General features: G+C 75.5%; 15 protein-coding genes. 6 read left to right on the forward strand and 9 right to left on the reverse strand.

Features of this window, described 5'->3' with window-relative positions; translation table 11 throughout:
* Nucleotides 1-3 precede the first annotated feature (3 nt).
* Together IEV86_RS07745 and IEV86_RS18100 are read right to left on the reverse strand one after the other, a co-directional pair.
* Nucleotides 4-381, reverse strand: a complete 378-nt coding sequence (locus tag IEV86_RS07745; protein ID WP_043606954.1) for a hypothetical protein — start codon at nucleotides 379-381, stop codon at nucleotides 4-6.
* Nucleotides 382-424: 43 nt separating this feature from the next.
* On the reverse strand, nucleotides 425-556 hold the full coding sequence (locus tag IEV86_RS18100; RefSeq protein WP_268235210.1) for a hypothetical protein: 132 nt from the start codon (nucleotides 554-556) through the stop codon (nucleotides 425-427).
* A gap of 245 nt (nucleotides 557-801) precedes the next feature.
* On the opposite strand from IEV86_RS18100, the gene IEV86_RS07750 reads away from it, so the two are divergent.
* Nucleotides 802-4,017, forward strand: a complete 3,216-nt coding sequence (locus IEV86_RS07750) for a S8 family serine peptidase (RefSeq protein ID WP_052426239.1) — start codon at nucleotides 802-804, stop codon at nucleotides 4,015-4,017.
* A gap of 58 nt (nucleotides 4,018-4,075) precedes the next feature.
* Here the strand turns inward: IEV86_RS07750 and IEV86_RS07755 are convergent, their stop codons facing one another.
* Both IEV86_RS07755 and IEV86_RS07760 read right to left on the reverse strand, forming a co-directional pair.
* Nucleotides 4,076-5,068, reverse strand: coding sequence for an alpha/beta hydrolase (locus tag IEV86_RS07755; RefSeq protein WP_043606953.1), 993 nt, complete (start codon nucleotides 5,066-5,068; stop codon nucleotides 4,076-4,078).
* A gap of 7 nt (nucleotides 5,069-5,075) precedes the next feature.
* Nucleotides 5,076-6,056, reverse strand: a complete 981-nt coding sequence (locus tag IEV86_RS07760) for a helix-turn-helix transcriptional regulator (RefSeq protein ID WP_043606951.1) — start codon at nucleotides 6,054-6,056, stop codon at nucleotides 5,076-5,078.
* Between the two features lie 106 nt (nucleotides 6,057-6,162).
* Between IEV86_RS07760 and IEV86_RS07765 the strand changes: the two genes are divergently transcribed.
* Nucleotides 6,163-7,158, forward strand: coding sequence for an ATP-binding cassette domain-containing protein (locus IEV86_RS07765; protein WP_043606949.1), 996 nt, complete (start codon nucleotides 6,163-6,165; stop codon nucleotides 7,156-7,158).
* Nucleotides 7,155-8,087 carry an ABC transporter permease gene (locus tag IEV86_RS07770; protein ID WP_081978755.1) on the forward strand — a complete coding sequence of 311 codons (933 nt, stop codon included), beginning with the start codon at nucleotides 7,155-7,157 and terminating at the stop codon, nucleotides 8,085-8,087. Before IEV86_RS07765 ends, IEV86_RS07770 begins: the two co-directional genes overlap by 4 nt.
* An 83-nt stretch (nucleotides 8,088-8,170) precedes the next feature.
* Here IEV86_RS07770 and IEV86_RS07775 read toward each other — a convergent pair whose 3' ends face one another.
* Nucleotides 8,171-8,575, reverse strand: a complete 405-nt coding sequence (locus IEV86_RS07775) for a universal stress protein (RefSeq protein ID WP_043606948.1) — start codon at nucleotides 8,573-8,575, stop codon at nucleotides 8,171-8,173.
* 231 nt (nucleotides 8,576-8,806) lie between these two features.
* On the opposite strand from IEV86_RS07775, the gene clpB reads away from it, so the two are divergent.
* Nucleotides 8,807-11,473 carry an ATP-dependent chaperone ClpB gene (gene clpB / locus IEV86_RS07780; protein WP_081978753.1) on the forward strand — a complete coding sequence of 889 codons (2,667 nt, stop codon included), beginning with the start codon at nucleotides 8,807-8,809 and terminating at the stop codon, nucleotides 11,471-11,473.
* A gap of 125 nt (nucleotides 11,474-11,598) precedes the next feature.
* Here the strand turns inward: clpB and IEV86_RS07785 are convergent, their stop codons facing one another.
* From IEV86_RS07785 to IEV86_RS07795, 3 genes are read right to left on the reverse strand one after another with little or no spacing between them, the layout of a single operon-like run.
* The gene (locus tag IEV86_RS07785; RefSeq protein WP_052426238.1) at nucleotides 11,599-12,369 is read right to left on the reverse strand and encodes a septum formation family protein; all 771 of its coding nucleotides are present in this window, start codon (nucleotides 12,367-12,369) and stop codon (nucleotides 11,599-11,601) included.
* Nucleotides 12,366-13,064, reverse strand: a complete 699-nt coding sequence (locus tag IEV86_RS07790; RefSeq protein WP_052426237.1) for a DUF4190 domain-containing protein — start codon at nucleotides 13,062-13,064, stop codon at nucleotides 12,366-12,368. Before IEV86_RS07790 ends, IEV86_RS07785 begins: the two co-directional genes overlap by 4 nt.
* The gene (locus IEV86_RS07795) at nucleotides 13,061-13,915 is read right to left on the reverse strand and encodes an exodeoxyribonuclease III (protein ID WP_052426236.1); all 855 of its coding nucleotides are present in this window, start codon (nucleotides 13,913-13,915) and stop codon (nucleotides 13,061-13,063) included. The genes IEV86_RS07790 and IEV86_RS07795 overlap by 4 nt, the downstream gene beginning before the upstream one ends.
* A gap of 159 nt (nucleotides 13,916-14,074) precedes the next feature.
* Between IEV86_RS07795 and IEV86_RS07800 the strand changes: the two genes are divergently transcribed.
* Both IEV86_RS07800 and pyrE read left to right on the forward strand, forming a co-directional pair.
* Complete coding sequence (locus IEV86_RS07800) at nucleotides 14,075-14,884, forward strand: SDR family NAD(P)-dependent oxidoreductase (RefSeq protein ID WP_043606945.1); 810 nt, start codon at nucleotides 14,075-14,077, stop codon at nucleotides 14,882-14,884.
* A 69-nt stretch (nucleotides 14,885-14,953) separates the two neighbouring features.
* A complete protein-coding gene (gene pyrE / locus IEV86_RS07805) occupies nucleotides 14,954-15,535 on the forward strand; it encodes an orotate phosphoribosyltransferase (RefSeq protein ID WP_081978749.1) in 582 nt (193 codons plus the stop codon).
* Between the two features lie 36 nt (nucleotides 15,536-15,571).
* Here pyrE and IEV86_RS07810 read toward each other — a convergent pair whose 3' ends face one another.
* Nucleotides 15,572-16,423, reverse strand: coding sequence for a YwiC-like family protein (locus IEV86_RS07810; protein ID WP_081978748.1), 852 nt, complete (start codon nucleotides 16,421-16,423; stop codon nucleotides 15,572-15,574).
* Nucleotides 16,424-16,453 lie beyond the last annotated feature (30 nt).

The following is a 16,453-nucleotide window of genomic DNA, read 5'->3' on the forward strand; positions in this document are numbered from 1 at the left end:
CGCTCAGCCGAGCGCGAGCACGAGGAAGCACAGCGCGAGCGCGGCGGCCACGGGCGTCATGACGAGCCGCTCCGCGCGGCTGCGGGACGCGAGGTTCATGAGGACCCCGAGCGTGAGGTACCCGGCGAGCACCCAGCACGCGACCGCCGTGAACCCGTCGGGAAGCACGTCGACGAGGCCCGCCCGGTCGAGCGCCACGACGGCGAACACCGCGTACAGCAGCACGGACACCGCACTGCCGAGGCGCAGGCGGCCCGGGAGCCGGCCCTCGTTCTGGCCGCCCCACGCGAGGTGCCCCCACGGGGCGCCCGCGGCGAGCGCGAGCTGGAACGCGACGAGCGCGGCGAGGAGGAGGCACGCGACGACGGCGGCGATGATCACGCGCCGACCGTAGTGGCCCGATCGCTCGGCCGAGGCCGGATGCTCAGGCCTCGGGCAGCCCCGCGGTGCCCTCGGCGTGGAAGAGCTCGTGCACGAGGGTGGCGGGGCACGTGGGGTCCGCGACGACGCGTCGGAGGCGCTCGTCGAGGATGCAGCTGCAGCGGATCGCCGGCATCGGGGTGCTCCTTCCCGGGCCGCGGCGGCGACCCTCACCCCTCCTGTCGGACGCGGCGCGCGGGACGTGAGGGGTTGCCCGCGCGTGCGGCCGGACGAGCAGGGCCGGGCGGGTGACATCGGGCACGACGCCCCACGGGAGCGGCTCGCACGGCCGTAGCGTTGGTCGACTCCGCGGACGGGTGACCGGCGCCGTCGAGGATCCACCGGGGGACGGCCCGGCGACGCAGGGCAGGCGGAGGAACGGTGCGCGCAGCACTCAGGGGGGCGACGGCCGTCGTCGTCGGCGCAGGACTCGTCGTGGCGGGGCTTCCCGCAGGGGCGGCCGACGGTCCGGCCGCGCCGGACTGGTCGGCAGGTGAGCGGCCGGCGAGCCGCGACGGCGTCCCGGCCGCGAGCTTCGCCACGGGTCGCTCCGCCGTCCAGCACGCGCCCGGCCCCGACGACGCACCCCCGGCGGCGGACGACGTCGTGCTGGTCCGGTTCGCGGACGGCGCGCGGACCCGCGAGCGCGGCGCCGCGCTCCGTGCGGCGGGCCTCGGCGCCGCGGCCGCGACCGACGGTGCCGACGCGGTGCTCGTGGCGACGGGTGGTCGTCCGGTCGCCGACGTCGTCGCGGACCTCGCGGCCGACGACGCCGTCCTGGCCGTCCAGCCCAACCACGTCCGCGCGATCACGGGCTGGACGGACGACCCGCTGCTCGAGTGGGCCTGGCCCGACTACGACCTGCTGCGCCTCCCGCGGGCGTGGGACGTCGCGACGGGCTCAGGCGTCGTCGTCGCGGTCCTCGACACGGGTGTCGACTCGACGCACCCGGACCTCGCCGGCAAGGTCCTCCCCGGCCGTGACCTCGTCGACGACGACGCCGACGCGTCGGACCCGCACGGTCACGGCACCGCCGTCGCGGGGATCGTCGCCGCACGCGCCGACGACGGGATCGGCGTCCCCGGCGCGGCCTGGGGCGCGCGGGTCCTCCCGGTGCGGGTCGCCGACGAGGACGGGTTCGCGACCGACGCCGACGTGGCGGCCGGGATCACCTGGGCCGTCGACCACGGCGCGAAGGTCGTCAACATCTCGCTCGCCGGGTCGCAGGAGGCCGCCGTCGTGCGCGCCGCGGTCGCCGACGCCGTCGCGCGGGGGGCCGTCGTCGTCACGGCGGCCGGCAACGAGGGCAGCGATGTCCCGATGTACCCGGCGGCGTACGCCGAGGGGATCGACGGGCTGCTGTCGGTGGGCGCGACCGACGACCTCGGTCTCCTGACGCCCTTCTCCAGCTGGGACGACTCCGTGACGCTCGCGGCACCCGGGGTCGACGTCATCGCTCCGGTGCCGGGAGGGGAGTGGGTCGCGATCACCGGTACGTCGGCGGCGTCGCCGTTCGTGGCGGGGATCGCGGCGCTCGTGGTCGGGAAGGTGGGTCTCACGCCCGCGCAGGTCGAGCGACGCCTCACCGCGACGGCGCGGGATGCCGGGCCCCGGGCCATCGACCCCTGGTACGGGTCGGGCGTCGTCGACGCCGCGGCCGCGCTGGGGCTCGGCGCGGGACTGCCCTTCGACCGCGGTCCGCTGGGGTTCATCGACGGAGAAGGTGATCGCTCGGGTGAGACCCCGGCACGTGCCGTCCCCGCGATGCCCAGCCGGCCGTTGATGGCCTCTCTGACCCCCCAGGGCGACGAGGACTGGTACCGGTACGACGTGCCACCGGGGGCGTACCGGGTGATCGTCGCCCACACAGGGGCGGGTCTGGACATGACCGGCATGATCGACCCGGTCGTCGAGGTCCGCGAGGGTCGTGGATCCGTCCTCGCAGTGCGTGACGATCGAACTGGCTATGGCTCCGTCGAGACCGTCGACGTGCTGCTCGGCGGGACCGGGCCGCTCCTCGTGGGCGTGCGCAACGCGAACGGCCAGGCGGGCGACGGCGCCCGCCGTTCGGGTTCCTACGAGGTGACCGTCACGGGAAGCGGTGTCGGGCCGGTCCAGCCATCTCCTCATGCGGCGTGGTTCTCGGATGTCGACCCGACGCGCCATACCGCCGGTGTCGCGCCCGACACGGTGATCCGGGTCGCCGTCGAGCGGGAGTTGGCGGCCGCGTCGGTCTCGTCGTCCACCGTTCGCCTCCGCGAGGGCGCCACGGGGGCTGCGGTGTCGGCCGTCGTCTCCTATCACGCGGACACCCGTACGATCACGGTGACGCCTCGGAGCCCTCTCGTCCCAGGCCGCCACTACGGGCTCGTGGTCGACGGCGTCGTGGGCGCAGACGACGCGACTCCGGATCGCCCCCTGCGCACGTGGTTCACCGTCGACGGGGACGGAGACCGCTTCACACCTCTGACTCCAGTCCGAATCCTCGACACGCGACTCGGGACGAGGGAGATCCCACCGGGTCAGGTCCGACCCGGCTCGCCGATCAAGCTCAGGACGGCGGAGTGGTCGGGCTTCCAGGTTCCCGATGACGCGACCGCTGTCGTCCTCAACGTCACGGCGGCACGCCCGTCCGGCACGGGCAACATCCGCGTCTACCCAGCGGCCGACGGAAGTCCTCCGCTCGTGGCGAACCTCAACGTCGTAGCGGGCGTCGACCAGCCCAACCTGGTGACGGTGCGGCGCGCGTCGATCTACGACGACGTCGCCGTCGCGGTCGAGGGCATGAGCACGCACCTCGTCGTCGACCTCGCGGGCTACTACTCGCCGGGCGGCGCGACCGCGTACGAGCCCGTGAACCCGGTGCGCGTCATGGACCTCCGTGACGGGACCGGGGGCGTGCCGCGAGGCGCTCTGCGCGCGGGGCGGGCCGTCGACCTCGTCGTCGCGGGCCGCAACGGCGTCCCGGCGGACGCGAGCGCCGTCGTCCTCAACGTCACGGGCGTCCGGCCCTCGGCCAGGACCAACGTGCGCGTCTACCCCGCGCCCGCGGCATCGGAGGACCAGACCCCGCCGACCGTGTCGAACCTCAACCTGGAGCCGGGACGCGACCAGCCGAACCTCGTCACGGTGCGCGTGGGCGACGCGGGGAAGGTCCGGTTCTACACGCAGTCCGCGGACGTCGCGCTCGTCGCCGACCTCGCGGGGTACTACAGCCCGACGGGGTCGCACGGATTCGTTCCGGTCGAGCCGCAGCGCATCATCGACAGCCGGTCCGCGACCGGGCTGCCTGGGCCCCTGGTGCCCGGCGTCGCGCAGTCGGCGCACGTGGCGGGGACGGCCGCGGTGCCCGCCGACGCGGCCGCCGTCGTCGTCAACGTCACGGCCGCCCGCCCGGACGCCCTGTCGAACATCCGCGTCTTCCCGACGCGGACCGACGGCGTGGTCCCGACGGTGTCGAACCTCAACGTGGTCCGGGGCCGAGACGAGCCGAACCTCGCGATCGTGCGCACGAGCGCGGACGGGCGCCTGTCGTTCTACTCCCAGACGGCCCGCACGCACCTCGTCGTCGACGTGTCGGGCTACTTCCGGCGCTGACGGTGCGGTCCCGGCCGGGCGCGGGGGCGCCCGGCCGGTCCGCGCCCCGGCGCCCCGGCTATCCGGGCAGCCTCCGCTCCAGCCAGTCCCGCACGGCCTCGAGGTACACGGTCCGCGCGGGCTCGGGCGAGAGCGCGAGGTCGTGGACGCCGCCGGGCACCCGCACGACCGTCACGTCCCGACCCAGCCGCGGCGCGCGCTGCCACATGTGCTCGACGGCCAGCACGCTGTCGGTCCGGTCGAGCGCGTCGTGGACCCGGTCGCGCGGACCCGTCGCGTCCGACGTGCACACGAGCACGGGCACCTCGACGTCGAGCCCGCGCGCGACGGCGGCGTGCGCACGCCGCACGCTGCGCAGCCAGCCCGCGCGCACGCCGAACCCGCCGTGCGGCTTCCACGTCAGGTCGTACTCCCAGCCGCCGCCCGACGGGTCGGACAGCCAGCGCCCGTAGGCGTCCCCGAGCGCTCCGACGCGCCGCCGCGGCGCGACCCGGCCGAGGACGTCGACCACGCGCGTCGTGATCACGCGGTCGACCCACGGGCGGTTGAGGTCGAGCCAGGGGCTGTTGAGCACGAGCGCGTCGGGACCGGAGCCCGGGCGTCCGCGGCGTGCGTCGGCCCAGAGGCTCGTGACGAGCCCGCCCGTCGAGTGGCCCATGACGACGAGCGTGTCGTTCCCGTCGTCGCGCACGAGGCGTGCGGCGCGGTCGAGCTCCTGCGCGTGGACGGACAGGCGCGTCGTGTAGTTGGGCAGCCGGCCGTCGCGGATCGACCGGCCGTGGTCGCGCAGGTCGAGCGCGTACACGGCGTAGCCCATCGCGGCGAGTGCGTCGCCGAGGTGGGTCTGGAAGAAGTAGTCGACGTACCCGTGGACGTACAGGACCGCGCGTCGCGTCGGCTCCTCACCGTCCCGCGGGGTCCGCCGCACGAGCGTCGCGACGGCGCCGTCGCCCTGGTCGTCCGGCGGGAGCGGGATGGTCAGCGACTCCCAGCCCTCGCCGAGGACGTCGGGACCCCAGGACGTGCCCTCGTGCTGCGTCGTCGCACCCATGACCTGATCATGCCGCGCCCGACGGCGGCGCGCCCGCGACCGCGCGCGCGTACCGCTGCGCGAGCTCGTCCGCGGCCTCGACGAGCTCGCGCGGCCCGACGACGGTCAGCTCGCACCGAAACATCCCGAGCGTCGCGGCGAGGCCCACCCACGACCACGCGCCCATGACGACGCGGCACCGGTCCGGTCCGAGGGGTTCGACGACGGCGCCGCGCCCCACCCACCGGGCGACGTGGTGCGCGGGCGCCTCGAGCAGCGCCTCGCCCGTGCACGGCCAGCTCGGGGACCGGAACCGCTCGCCGAGGTACGCGCCCACGTCGGCCGCGGGCAGCTCGCGGGGCGTGAACCGCGGCCCCGTCGGCACGACCGGGCTCATGCGGTCGAGGCGGAACGTGCGCCAGTCGCCGCGGTCGAGGTCCCACGCGACGAGGTACCAGCGGCCACCCCACGTGACGACGTGGTGCGGTTCGGTGCGACGGCGCTCGGGCGCGCCGTCGGCGTCGGCACGGTGGTAGTCGAAGCGCAGCACCTCGTGCGCGTGGACGGCACGGCCGACCGCGAGCAGCACGTCCTGGTCGACCGCCGGGGCGTCCGTCGCGCGCGGCACGGCCGTGACCTCGAGGGCCTCGACGCGTGCGCGCAGACGCGCCGGCAGCACCTGGCCGAGGGTGACGAGCGCGCGCAGGGCGGCCTCGTCGACGCCCGCGATCCCGGTCGAGGCCGTGCGGAGCGCGACCGTCAGCGCGACCGCCTGGTCGTCGTCGAGCAGGAGCGGGGGCATCGCGGTGCCCGCGTCGAGCCGGTAGCCGCCGTCCCGCCCGCGCGTGGACCGCACCGGGTACCCGAGGTCGCGCAGCCGGTCGACGTCGCGCCGGACCGTGCGGGGGCTCACGTCGAGCCGGTGGGCGAGCGTGTCGCCGGGCCAGTCGCGTCGCGCCTGCAGGAGCGAGAGCAGCGACAGGAGCCGGGCCGAGGGCGATGTCGTCATGGACCCATCCTGCTCGTCTCAGCGGACAGGATCCGGCCGGATAGGGCGCGAACGTGGTCCTCGACGCCGCACGCAGCGGCGGTCCGACCGGGGGAAGGGGATCGGGATGATCGAGGCGACAGGCCTCACGAAGGACTTCGTGAGCAGGCAGCGGACGGTGCACGCCGTGCGCGGCGTGGACCTGCGGGTCGAGCGGGGCGAGCTGGTCGCGGTGCTCGGGCCCAACGGCGCGGGCAAGACGACGCTCCTGCGGATGCTCACCACGCTCACCCCGCCGACCGCGGGCAGCGCGCGGGTCGCGGGTCACGACGTCGTCGCACGGCCGCACGCGGTCCGGCGGTCGATCGGGTTCGTCGGCCAGGGGAACGGTGCGGGCCACGTCCAGCGGGCGCGCGACGAGCTCGTCACCCACGGGCTCATGATGGGCCTGGACCGCGGGACGTCGGGCGCGCGGGCCGACGAGCTGCTCGACGTGCTCGACCTGGCCGACCAGGCGCGGCAGAAGGTCTCCGACCTCTCGGGCGGTCAGCGGCGCCGGCTCGACGTCGCGATGGGGCTGGTCCACACGCCCCCGCTGCTGTTCCTCGACGAGCCGTCGACGGGCCTCGACCCGCAGAACCGCGCCAACCTGTGGGAGCACGTCCGGCGCCTGCGCGAGCGGCACGGCGTGACGATCGTGCTGACGACGCACTACCTCGACGAGGCCGACTCGATGGCCGAGCGCGTCGTCGTCGTCGACCACGGGCGCGTGATCGCCGACGCGACGGCCGACGAGCTCAAGCGCGACCTCGCGGGCGACCGCGTCGTCGTGACGGCACCCGACGCCGACTCGGCGGCTCGCCTCGCGACCCTCGCCCGCGCCCTGCCGGGCACGCGCGACGCAGAGCGCGACGGCGTCGTCGTCACCCTGCGCGTCGCACGCGCCACGGCCGCCGTCGCGCCGCTCGTCGAGGCCGCCGTCCGCGAGGGTGTCCGCGTCGGCGACGTCGAGACCCACCGACCCACGCTCGACGACGTGTTCCTGCACCTCACGGGTCGCAGCCTGCGCGAGTCGGCCATCAGCACCGAGGCGTCCGACGACGCCGGGAAGGACGCGGCATGAGCACCCACAGCACCTCACACGACCTCTCGACGGGGACGACGACGGGCACCGGCCGTGGCGCCCGGGCGGACGCGGTCACGACGGGGGCCCGCCCCGGGGCCGGGACGTCGGCCGGCGGCCGGTCGCAGGCCGGCCCCTCAGGGGAGCCGGACCTCCCGCCGCGGTCCTCGTGGTGGCGCGACGTCGCCGTCGTCCTCGAGCGCGAGCTGCGCCCCGTCCTGCGGGACCCCTTCAGCGTGGTCTTCGGGCTCGTTCAGCCGGTCGTCTTCCTCGGTCTGTTCGGCCCGCTGCTCGCCGCGAGCGTCGAGCGCGAGGGCCTCGGCGGCACATCGGTCTGGCAGTGGTTCGTGCCCGGCGTGCTCGTCATGGTCACGCTCTTCGGGACGTCGACGACCGGATCCAACCTCCAGTACGAGATGCAGACCGGTGCGTTCGAGCGGCTGCTCGTGACGCCCGTCGCGCGCTCGGCGCAGATCGTCGGGCGCGCGCTCAAGGAGGTCGTCCCGCTGCTCGCGCAGGCGCTCGTCGTCGTGGTCGTCATGGTGCCGTTCGGGTTCCGGCCGCACGTGCTCGGCGGGCTCGTCGGCCTCGCGCTCCTCGCCGTCATGGGCGTGGGGATCGGCGCCTTCAGCTACGCGCTCGCGCTCGCGGTGCGCAAGCAGGAGTGGATGTTCTGGGCGGTGCAGCAGACCGTGCTGTTCCCGCTGCTCATCCTCTCGGGCATGCTCCTGCCGCTCGACGACGGACCGCGGTGGATGCGTGTCGCCGCCGACCTCAACCCGCTCGCGTACGTCGTCGAGGCCGAGCGCGCGCTGTTCGACGGGCGCCTGGGCGACCCCGCCGTGCCGGCGGCGGCGCTCGCGGCGGTGCTCACGGCCGTCGTGGGGCTCGTCGTCGGCGTGCGGACGATCGCGCGCAGCAGCGACTGAGTTCCGCGGCACCTGGGTGCCCGGGCGTTGGCCCTGGCCTGGCGGGGGACCGCCGGGCCAGGGGTCCGTCGCGCCCGGGCGGCTCACGCGCCGGGGCGGCGGCCCTTGACGGCGATCACAGGGCAGCGCGCCTCGAGCAGGATCCGCTGCGAGTTGCTGCCGAGCAGCAGCTTGCCGACGGGCGTGCGGTGCCGGACCCCGATGACGATGCCGCGCACGTCGTGCTCCTCGGCGAGGGCGAGGATCTCGTCCGCCGCGTCCCGTCCGCGCACGAGCTGGCGGACCGTGTACGGCACGGTCTCCTTGTCGAGGCGCCGCTTGAGGTCCTTGATCTGGTTGTCGGACGCGAACGTCGTCTCGGGCGGGTCGCTGCGTCCCGACACGTTCACGACGAGCAGCTCGTCGCCGTGGTTGTGGGACTCCATGACCGCGTGGTCCAGCGCGGCCTCGCCCTCGGGTGTGGGGGTGTACCCGACGATGATCGTCACAGCGGCATCTTCTCCTCTGGTGAAGGGGGGTCGCCGTCGACCCGAGCCGATCATCGCAGGACGTGCGACCCGACGCCCGGGACGTCGCGCGGGCGTGGCGCAGGGGTCGGCACCCCGCGGGTCCACGGGCTCGCGGCGCGAAGTTGAGCGGAATAGACTCAACTCTGGCGTCGTTGCCCAGGGCAGACCCTGACCCCGTGCAGAACCGTCACGCAGCGGAGGACCACACCCATGGACTCGAAGTTCACGACCAAGGCGCAGGAGGCCCTCGCCGCGGCCATCCAGCAGGCCTCGGCGGCCGGGCACCCGCAGATCGAGCCCGTCCACCTGCTCGAGGCGCTCCTCGCCGACCCGAGCGGCGTCGCCGTCGGCCTCCTCGACGCGGTCGGGGCGGACCGGACGGCGCTGACCCGTCGCGTCCAGGCCGCGCGCACCGCCCTGCCGTCCGCGTCGGGCGGCTCGGTCGCGCAGCCGGGGGTCTCCCGGCCGCTCAGCGCCGCGCTGGCCGCGGCCGGCACCGAGGCGCAGGGGCTCGGCGACGAGTACGTCTCGACCGAGCACCTCCTCCTGGGGCTCGCGGCGGGCTCGTCGTCCGCCGCCGAGGCCCTGCACGCCGTCGGCGCGACGCGCGACGCGCTCGTGGCAGCGCTGCCCGCCGTCCGCGGCTCGGCGCGCGTGACCAGCCCCGACCCCGAGGGGACCTACAAGGCGCTCGAGCAGTACGGGCGCGACCTCACCGCCGCGGCGCGCGAGGGTCGTCTCGACCCGGTCATCGGTCGCGACAGCGAGATCCGCCGCGTCGTCCAGGTGCTGTCGCGGCGCACCAAGAACAACCCGGTCCTCATCGGCGAGCCCGGCGTCGGCAAGACCGCCGTCGTCGAGGGCCTCGCGCAGCGGATCGTCGACGGCGACGTGCCCGAGTCGCTCCGCGGCAAGCGCCTCGTCGCGCTCGACCTGGCGGCGATGGTCGCGGGCGCGAAGTACCGCGGTGAGTTCGAGGAGCGGCTCAAGGCGGTCCTCGAGGAGATCAAGGCCTCCGAGGGCGAGGTCGTGACCTTCATCGACGAGCTGCACACCGTCGTCGGCGCGGGTGCCTCCGAGGGGTCCATGGACGCCGGCAACATGCTCAAGCCCATGCTCGCGCGCGGTGAGCTGCGGCTCGTGGGCGCGACGACGCTCGACGAGTTCCGCGAGCGGATCGAGAAGGACCCCGCGCTCGAGCGGCGGTTCCAGCAGGTCTTCGTCGGCGAGCCGAGCGTCGAGGACACCGTCGCGATCCTGCGCGGCATCGCGCCCAAGTACGAGGCGCACCACAAGGTGTCGATCTCCGACGCCGCCCTCGTCGCCGCGGCGACGCTGTCCGACCGCTACATCAGCGGGCGCCAGCTGCCCGACAAGGCGATCGACCTCGTCGACGAGGCCGCGTCCCGCCTGCGCATGGAGATGGACTCCTCGCCCGTCGAGATCGACGAGCTCCAGCGCGCCGTGACGCGCCTGGAGATGGAGGAGACCTACCTGCGCACCGCCGACGACGACGCGTCGCGCGACCGCCTCGAGAAGCTGCGGGCCGAGCTCGCCGACCGTCGCGAGCAGCTCGCGGGGCTCACCGCGCGGTGGGAGAGCGAGAAGGCCGGCCACGACCGGCTCGGCGACCTTCGTGCGCGGCTCGACGAGCTGCGCATGGCCGCCGACCGCTACCAGCGCGAGGGCGAGTACGGCGAGGCGTCGCGCGTCCTGTACGGCGAGATCCCCGCGGTCGAGAAGGAGATCGCCGCCGCCGAGGAGGCCGAGCAGCGGCGCGGCGAGGTCAGCCGTGACGAGGCGCCGATGATCGCCGAGAAGGTCGGTCCGGACGAGATCGCCGAGGTCGTCTCGGCGTGGACCGGCATCCCGACCGGCCGCCTGCTCGAGGGCGAGACCGCCAAGCTGCTCCGCATGGAGGAGGTGCTCGGCGAGCGCCTCATCGGTCAGCGTCGCGCGGTCGCGTCGGTCTCCGACGCCGTCCGCCGCTCGCGTGCGGGTGTCGCCGACCCCGACCGGCCCACGGGCTCGTTCCTGTTCCTCGGCCCGACGGGCGTCGGCAAGACCGAGCTCGCGAAGTCGCTCGCGGACTTCCTGTTCAACGACGAGCGCGCGATGGTCCGGATCGACATGTCGGAGTACTCGGAGAAGCACACCGTCGCCCGCCTCGTGGGCGCGCCCCCCGGGTACGTCGGCTACGAGGAGGGGGGCCAGCTCACCGAGGCCGTCCGGCGCCGGCCGTACTCGGTGGTGCTGCTCGACGAGGTGGAGAAGGCGCACCCCGAGGTGTTCGACATCCTGCTCCAGGTGCTCGACGACGGTCGGCTCACCGACGGCCAGGGCCGCACGGTCGACTTCCGCAGCACGATCCTGGTGCTGACGTCGAACCTCGGCTCGCAGTACCTCGTGGACCCGACCCTCGACGACACCGCGAAGCGCGAGGCCGTCATGCAGACGGTCCGGCAGTCGTTCAAGCCCGAGTTCCTCAACCGGCTCGACGACGTCGTGGTGTTCGACGCGCTGAGCCTCGAGGAGCTCGGCAGCATCGTCGACCTGCAGCTGCGGCGTCTCGCGGACCGGCTCGCCGACCGCCGCCTCACGCTCGAGGTCACGCCCGCGGCGCGCGAGTGGCTCGCGATCGAGGGCTTCGACCCGGCGTACGGCGCGCGTCCGCTGCGTCGGCTGGTCCAGCGCGAGATCGGCGACCGGCTCGCGCGGATGCTCCTCGCGGGCGAGGTGCAGGACGGCGGCACCGTCGTCGTCGACCGCGGCGAGACGGGCATCGAGGTGCGCGGCGCCGACCAGGGCGCCGATGGCGGGGACGGCTCGGACGGCGGGGCGGACACGCTCCCGCCGGGCGGCCTCCTGACGCGCTGACGACGGCCGACGCGTCGACGGGGAAGGTTCGTGCCGCCATCCGGCACGGACCTTCCCCGTTGCGCTCCGGTCAGCGTGCCGGGTGGGGCGCGCCGGGTGCTCGCCGGGCTGCGGGGGCGGGGCGGTCAGCCGGACCGGGCCGTGCCGTCAGCCCACGAGCCGACCGCACCCTCGGGGGACCACGCCAGGCACAGCGCCTCGCGGTCCCCCTGCTGCCAGGCGACCCGGCCGGGCGCCCACACGACGGCACGCGCACCCGCCTCGGTCTGCGCGCTGTCCATCTCGCACGCGGCGCCCGCCTCGCGGTCGACCGCGTCCTGCCCGGGCCACGGGCCGTCGTCGTAGGTGTGGACACCGACGACCTCCGCCTCGTGCCGCACGTCGCACGGGACCACCGTCACGCGGCCGAGCGCGCCGTCGTCGGGCAGCGTCTCGACGCAGTGTCCCGTCGTGAGCTGCCGCGGCGCCGCGGACACCTCGCCCTCGACCTCGCCGAGCGTCCGGGTGTCCGCCCAGTAGCGGGCACCCAGCGCGCCGCCGACGACGACCGCGAGGGTGAGCACCGCGGCGAGCGGCACGAGCAGGCGCCGCCGGTCGCGCGGCGCACGAGGTGCGGGCTGCTGGACGGGCGCCGACCAGCCCGGGGCGTAGTACGCCTCCTGCGGGTACCACCCCGCCGCCGGTCCGGGCAGCCCGTCGGCGTCACCGGGCCGACCGGCGCGGACGCCCGCCGCAACGGCGCCCGCGAGGCCGGTCGGGTTCGACGCGTACGGGGTCGCGCCCGGCGTCGCCGTCCCTCCGTCCGGTGGGACGGGCGCGCGGGGCGCCGGGCCGGGGCTCCACGAGCCGGACGGCGACGCCCAGCCCCCGTGCGGGTCGGACGGGTCCTGCGTCATGCCGTCCCCGCGCTGACGAGGAACGCGACGAGCAGCACCGTCCCGAGGGTCACGAGACCGCCGATCACGACGCCCGCGATCGCCATGCCGCGCCCGTCGTCGCCCGTCCGGCGGGTCCGGCGCAGCGCCACCAGGCCCAGCACGAGTGCGACCTGAGGCAGGAGTGCGGGGAGCACGACGACGCCGCAGATCGCGAGGACGAGCGACGTGACCGCCATCGGGTCGGTCCGCCGGGGTGCGGCCCACACCGGCGCGGGTCCGTACGCGGCGTAGCCGAGGTGCTGCTGGTACTGCCCCCACGGCACGGGGCTGGGGCGCAGGTTCGGGCCGAGGCCGCCGACACGGAAGGGGTCGTCGACGTCGGGGCTCTGCCCGCCCGGACCGCCCGCGCCGCCGCGGCTGTGCCCGCCGCCGTCCGCGCCCTGACCGCCGTGCCCGCCGGGACCCGCGAACCCACTCGCGTCGCCGTACCCGCTCGGGCCGACCTGCGCACCGCCGTCCCCCGCCGGCCGCACCGTGGTCGTGACGGTGGGCGAGGTGGCGGTGCCGTACACGGGCGGGGAGCCGCCCCACGGTGCCGCCGGAGCGTCCGCCGACGCGCTCCCGGCCGCGGGAGGGCTTGCGTCGGCGCCGCCGTCCGGTGACCACGAGCTCGGGGGCGTGGCGCCGTCGGGCGCCGACCAGGGCGTCGTCATACCGGGAACGCTACTGGCGCGTCGTCGGGCCGGGCAGACCCGGACGGGTCGTCGGCGAGGTCGACGACGACCGGGACGTGGTCCGACGCGCCCTTGCCCTTGCGCTCCTCGCGGTCGATCGTCACACCCGTGACCCGCTCGGTCAGCGCGGGGGACGTCCACGCGAAGTCGATCCGCAGGCCCTTGTTCTTCGGGAAGCACAGCTGCTGGTAGTCCCAGTACGTGTAGCGGTGCTCGTCCGGGACGTGGAGGCGAGACACCTCGGTCCAACCCGCGTCGGCGAAGCGGAAGAACGCGTCGCGCTCGGGCGCGGTGACGTGCGTCGCGCCCTCGAACGCCGTGACGTCGTAGACGTCCGTGTCGTACGGGATGACGTTCCAGTCGCCGACGAGCGCGATGCGGGCGTCCGGGTCCCCGCCCTCGGGCGAGATCCACCCGGCGGCCGCGACGCGGAGCTGCTCGAGCCACGCGAGCTTGTAGGCGAAGTGCGGGTCCCCGGGGGACCGCCCGTGCGGGACGTACAGGCTCCAGACCCGGACCCCGCCGCACGTGGCACCGAGCGCGCGGGCCTCGACCACGGGCTCGTCCGCGCCGAACGCGGGCTGCCCCGGGAACCCGACCTCGACGTCCTCGAGGCCCACCCGGGACGCGATCGCGACGCCGTTCCACTGGCTCGAGCCCACGTGGGCGACCTCGTAGCCGGCCATCTCGAACACCGCGTACGGGAACTGGTCGTCGCGGCACTTCGTCTCCTGGAGCGCGACCACGTCGGTGCCCGTGCGCTCGAGCCAGGCGACGGCACGGTCCGCCCGGGCCCGTACCGAGTTGATGTTCCAGGTCGCGATCCGCATGGCGCGTCACGCTACCCGCGGGGTCGGACACGACCGGAACGCCCCGTGGCGGGGTCGCCGGCCGGCTACGGCGCCCCGCGCTGCCCGGGCTGCCCCGCGACGAGGGCCATGCCGGGCGGTCACGCTGACCTCCGGCGCACCGGCCCCTAGGCTGGCCGCATGGGCACGGCACTGATCACCGGGGCGAGCGCGGGCCTGGGCCTGGAGTTCGCCTGGCAGCTCGCGACCGCCAAGCACGATCTCGTCCTCGTCGCACGCGACGCCGAGCGGCTCGAGCGCCTCGCAGGACAGCTGCGGGCCGCCGCGGGCGTGCACGTCGAGGTCCTCCCGGCCGACCTCGCCGACCGCGCGCAGGTCGACCGCGTCGCCGACCGGCTGCGCTCCGAGGAGCGGCGGGTCGGGCTGCTCGTCAACAACGCGGGCTACGGCCTCGGGCAGCGGTTCGTCGGCGGTGACCTGGCGACGCAGGAGACCGCGTTCGACGTCATGGTGCGGGCCGTCATGGTGCTGAGCCACGCGGCCCTCGGGGCGATGGTGCCGCGCGGTCGCGGCGCGGTCCTCAACGTCTCCTCCGTCGCGGCGCTCACGACGATGGGCACGTACGCCGCGCACAAGGCGTGGGTCCGCACGTTCACCGAGGCGCTCGCGGTCGAGCTGCGCGGGACGGGAGTGACCGCGACGGCGCTGTGCCCGGGCCTGGTCCGGACCGAGTTCCACGAGCGGGCCGGGCTGACGCGGGACTCGATGCCCGACGCCGCGTGGCTCGACGCCGAGAAGGTCGTCGCGACGGCGCTCGCGGACGTCCGCCGCGGCGCGGTGATCTCGACGCCGAGCCTGCGCTACGAGGTCGTCTCGGGCATCGCGCGCATGCTCCCCCGCTCGGCGGTGCGGGCGCTCTCGGGCGACCGTCGCATGAGGGCGTCGGCGAAGGTCGAGGACGAGCCGGGGACGAGCGGGCGCGACGCCTGACCGGCCGCCGCGACCGGCCGCCGCGACCGGCCGGCGGCGACGTCGGAGCCACCCACTAGCCTGGGCGCCGTGCCTGACGACCTGGTCCTGAGCCCCACCCCGCGCGAGCAGCTGCGCGACCTCGTCCGCGAGCTCGCCGTCGTGCACGGCCGCGTGACGCTGTCCTCCGGCAAGGAGGCCGACTACTACGTCGACCTGCGCCGGGTGACCCTCCACCACCGCGCCGCGCCGCTCGTCGGTCACGTGCTCCTCGACGTCATGGAGGAGGCGGGCCTGGGCACCGCAGAGATCGACGCGGTCGGCGGCCTGACCCTCGGCGCGGACCCGGTCGCGACCGCGCTGCTGCACGCCGCGGCGGCCCGCGGTCAGGACCTCGACGCGTTCGTCGTCCGCAAGGAGGGCAAGGCCCACGGGCTCCAGCGCCGCATCGAGGGGCCGGACGTCGAGGGGCGTCGTGTCGTGGCCGTCGAGGACACGTCGACCACGGGCGGCTCGGTCCTCACGGCCGTCGAGGCGCTGCGCGAGGCGGGCGCGGAGGTCGTCGGCGTCGCGGTCATCGTGGACCGCGGCACGGGCGCACGGGAGCGGATCGAGGCGGAGGGCCTGCCGTACCTCGCGGTGTACGACCTCGCGGACCTCGGCCTCGCCTGACGCCCCGAGCTCGGCCCGGTCGGCCGACGGAGCTGGTCAGCCGACCAGGAGAAGAGCGGTGAGCGCGACCGTCGCGGCGATCTCGCCCAGCCCGAGCTGCAGCGGCGTCGCGCCGGGCGCCCGCAGCGGGACGACGACGGCGCGCGCGGCGAGCAGCACGAGGAGCGCCACGAGCAGCGGGACGTCCACCACGGCGGCCAGCGTCGGTCCGGCGGCCGCCGCGGCCACCGGCAGGGCCGCGTGGTACGCCACCGAGCCCGCCAGGACCGCCCGGTTGCCGCGCTCGCGGATCATCGTCTTGACGTAGAGGACGGTCCCGAGGAAGTAGGCGGTCAGCACCCCTGCGGGCAGCCACGCCTCGGCCGACGACGCCCCGGGCAGCCAGGTGGCCGGCTCGGCGTCGACCCCCAGGCCGTACGCGACGACGCCGACGAGGCCGGCGGCGACCACCGTCACCGCGTCGTTCGCGAGCGACCGGTCCCTGCGCGCCGCGGACAGCGCGAGGCTCGCGGAGAGCAGCGGCACGTACACCGCACCCCACGTGATCAGGCCCGGCGTCGTGACGAGGAGCGCCGTACCCAGGGCCAGCGCCGCGACACCGTACGCCCGCACGGGCGGCCACCACCGGCGTCGTCGTCGTGCCTTGAGCCAGAGGGCCGTCGCGTCGTAGGCGAGGTAGCCGACCAGCCAGGTCACGCCGAGCAGCGCGTGCCGCCACGTCGGGCCCGACGTGACGGCGCCGACGAGCGGGGGCGCGACGAGCATCGCCCACGCGCCGTGCTGCTTGGGCACCCAGCCCGGGCCACGTCGCCGCCGTCGGGGGCGGGGCGCCCCGCCCGCGAGGGAGCCGCTCGCTGCGGGTGCGGCGCGCCGCTGACGGGTGGACATCCCGCGGAGGGTACGCACGCGGGCCCCTCG

The sequence above is a fragment of the Cellulomonas carbonis genome (genome assembly GCF_014636275.1).
GTDB classification, from domain to species: domain Bacteria; phylum Actinomycetota; class Actinomycetes; order Actinomycetales; family Cellulomonadaceae; genus Actinotalea; species Actinotalea carbonis.

What these genes read in the sequence shown, in the direction of transcription:
- IEV86_RS18100 (WP_268235210.1), bottom strand. Translation starts at nt 556, where the DNA reads ATGCCGGCGATCCGCTGCAGCTGCATCCTCGACGAGCGCCTCCGACGC.
- IEV86_RS07755 (WP_043606953.1), bottom strand. Translation starts at nt 5,068, where the DNA reads ATGGGTGCGACGACGCAGCACGAGGGCACGTCCTGGGGTCCCGACGTC.
- IEV86_RS07760 (WP_043606951.1), bottom strand. Translation starts at nt 6,056, where the DNA reads ATGACGACATCGCCCTCGGCCCGGCTCCTGTCGCTGCTCTCGCTCCTG.
- IEV86_RS07765 (WP_043606949.1), top strand. Translation starts at nt 6,163, where the DNA reads ATGATCGAGGCGACAGGCCTCACGAAGGACTTCGTGAGCAGGCAGCGG.
- IEV86_RS07770 (WP_081978755.1), top strand. Translation starts at nt 7,155, where the DNA reads ATGAGCACCCACAGCACCTCACACGACCTCTCGACGGGGACGACGACG.
- clpB (WP_081978753.1), top strand. Translation starts at nt 8,807, where the DNA reads ATGGACTCGAAGTTCACGACCAAGGCGCAGGAGGCCCTCGCCGCGGCC.
- IEV86_RS07785 (WP_052426238.1), bottom strand. Translation starts at nt 12,369, where the DNA reads ATGACGCAGGACCCGTCCGACCCGCACGGGGGCTGGGCGTCGCCGTCC.
- IEV86_RS07790 (WP_052426237.1), bottom strand. Translation starts at nt 13,064, where the DNA reads ATGACGACGCCCTGGTCGGCGCCCGACGGCGCCACGCCCCCGAGCTCG.
- IEV86_RS07795 (WP_052426236.1), bottom strand. Translation starts at nt 13,915, where the DNA reads ATGCGGATCGCGACCTGGAACATCAACTCGGTACGGGCCCGGGCGGAC.
- IEV86_RS07800 (WP_043606945.1), top strand. Translation starts at nt 14,075, where the DNA reads ATGGGCACGGCACTGATCACCGGGGCGAGCGCGGGCCTGGGCCTGGAG.
- IEV86_RS07810 (WP_081978748.1), bottom strand. Translation starts at nt 16,423, where the DNA reads ATGTCCACCCGTCAGCGGCGCGCCGCACCCGCAGCGAGCGGCTCCCTC.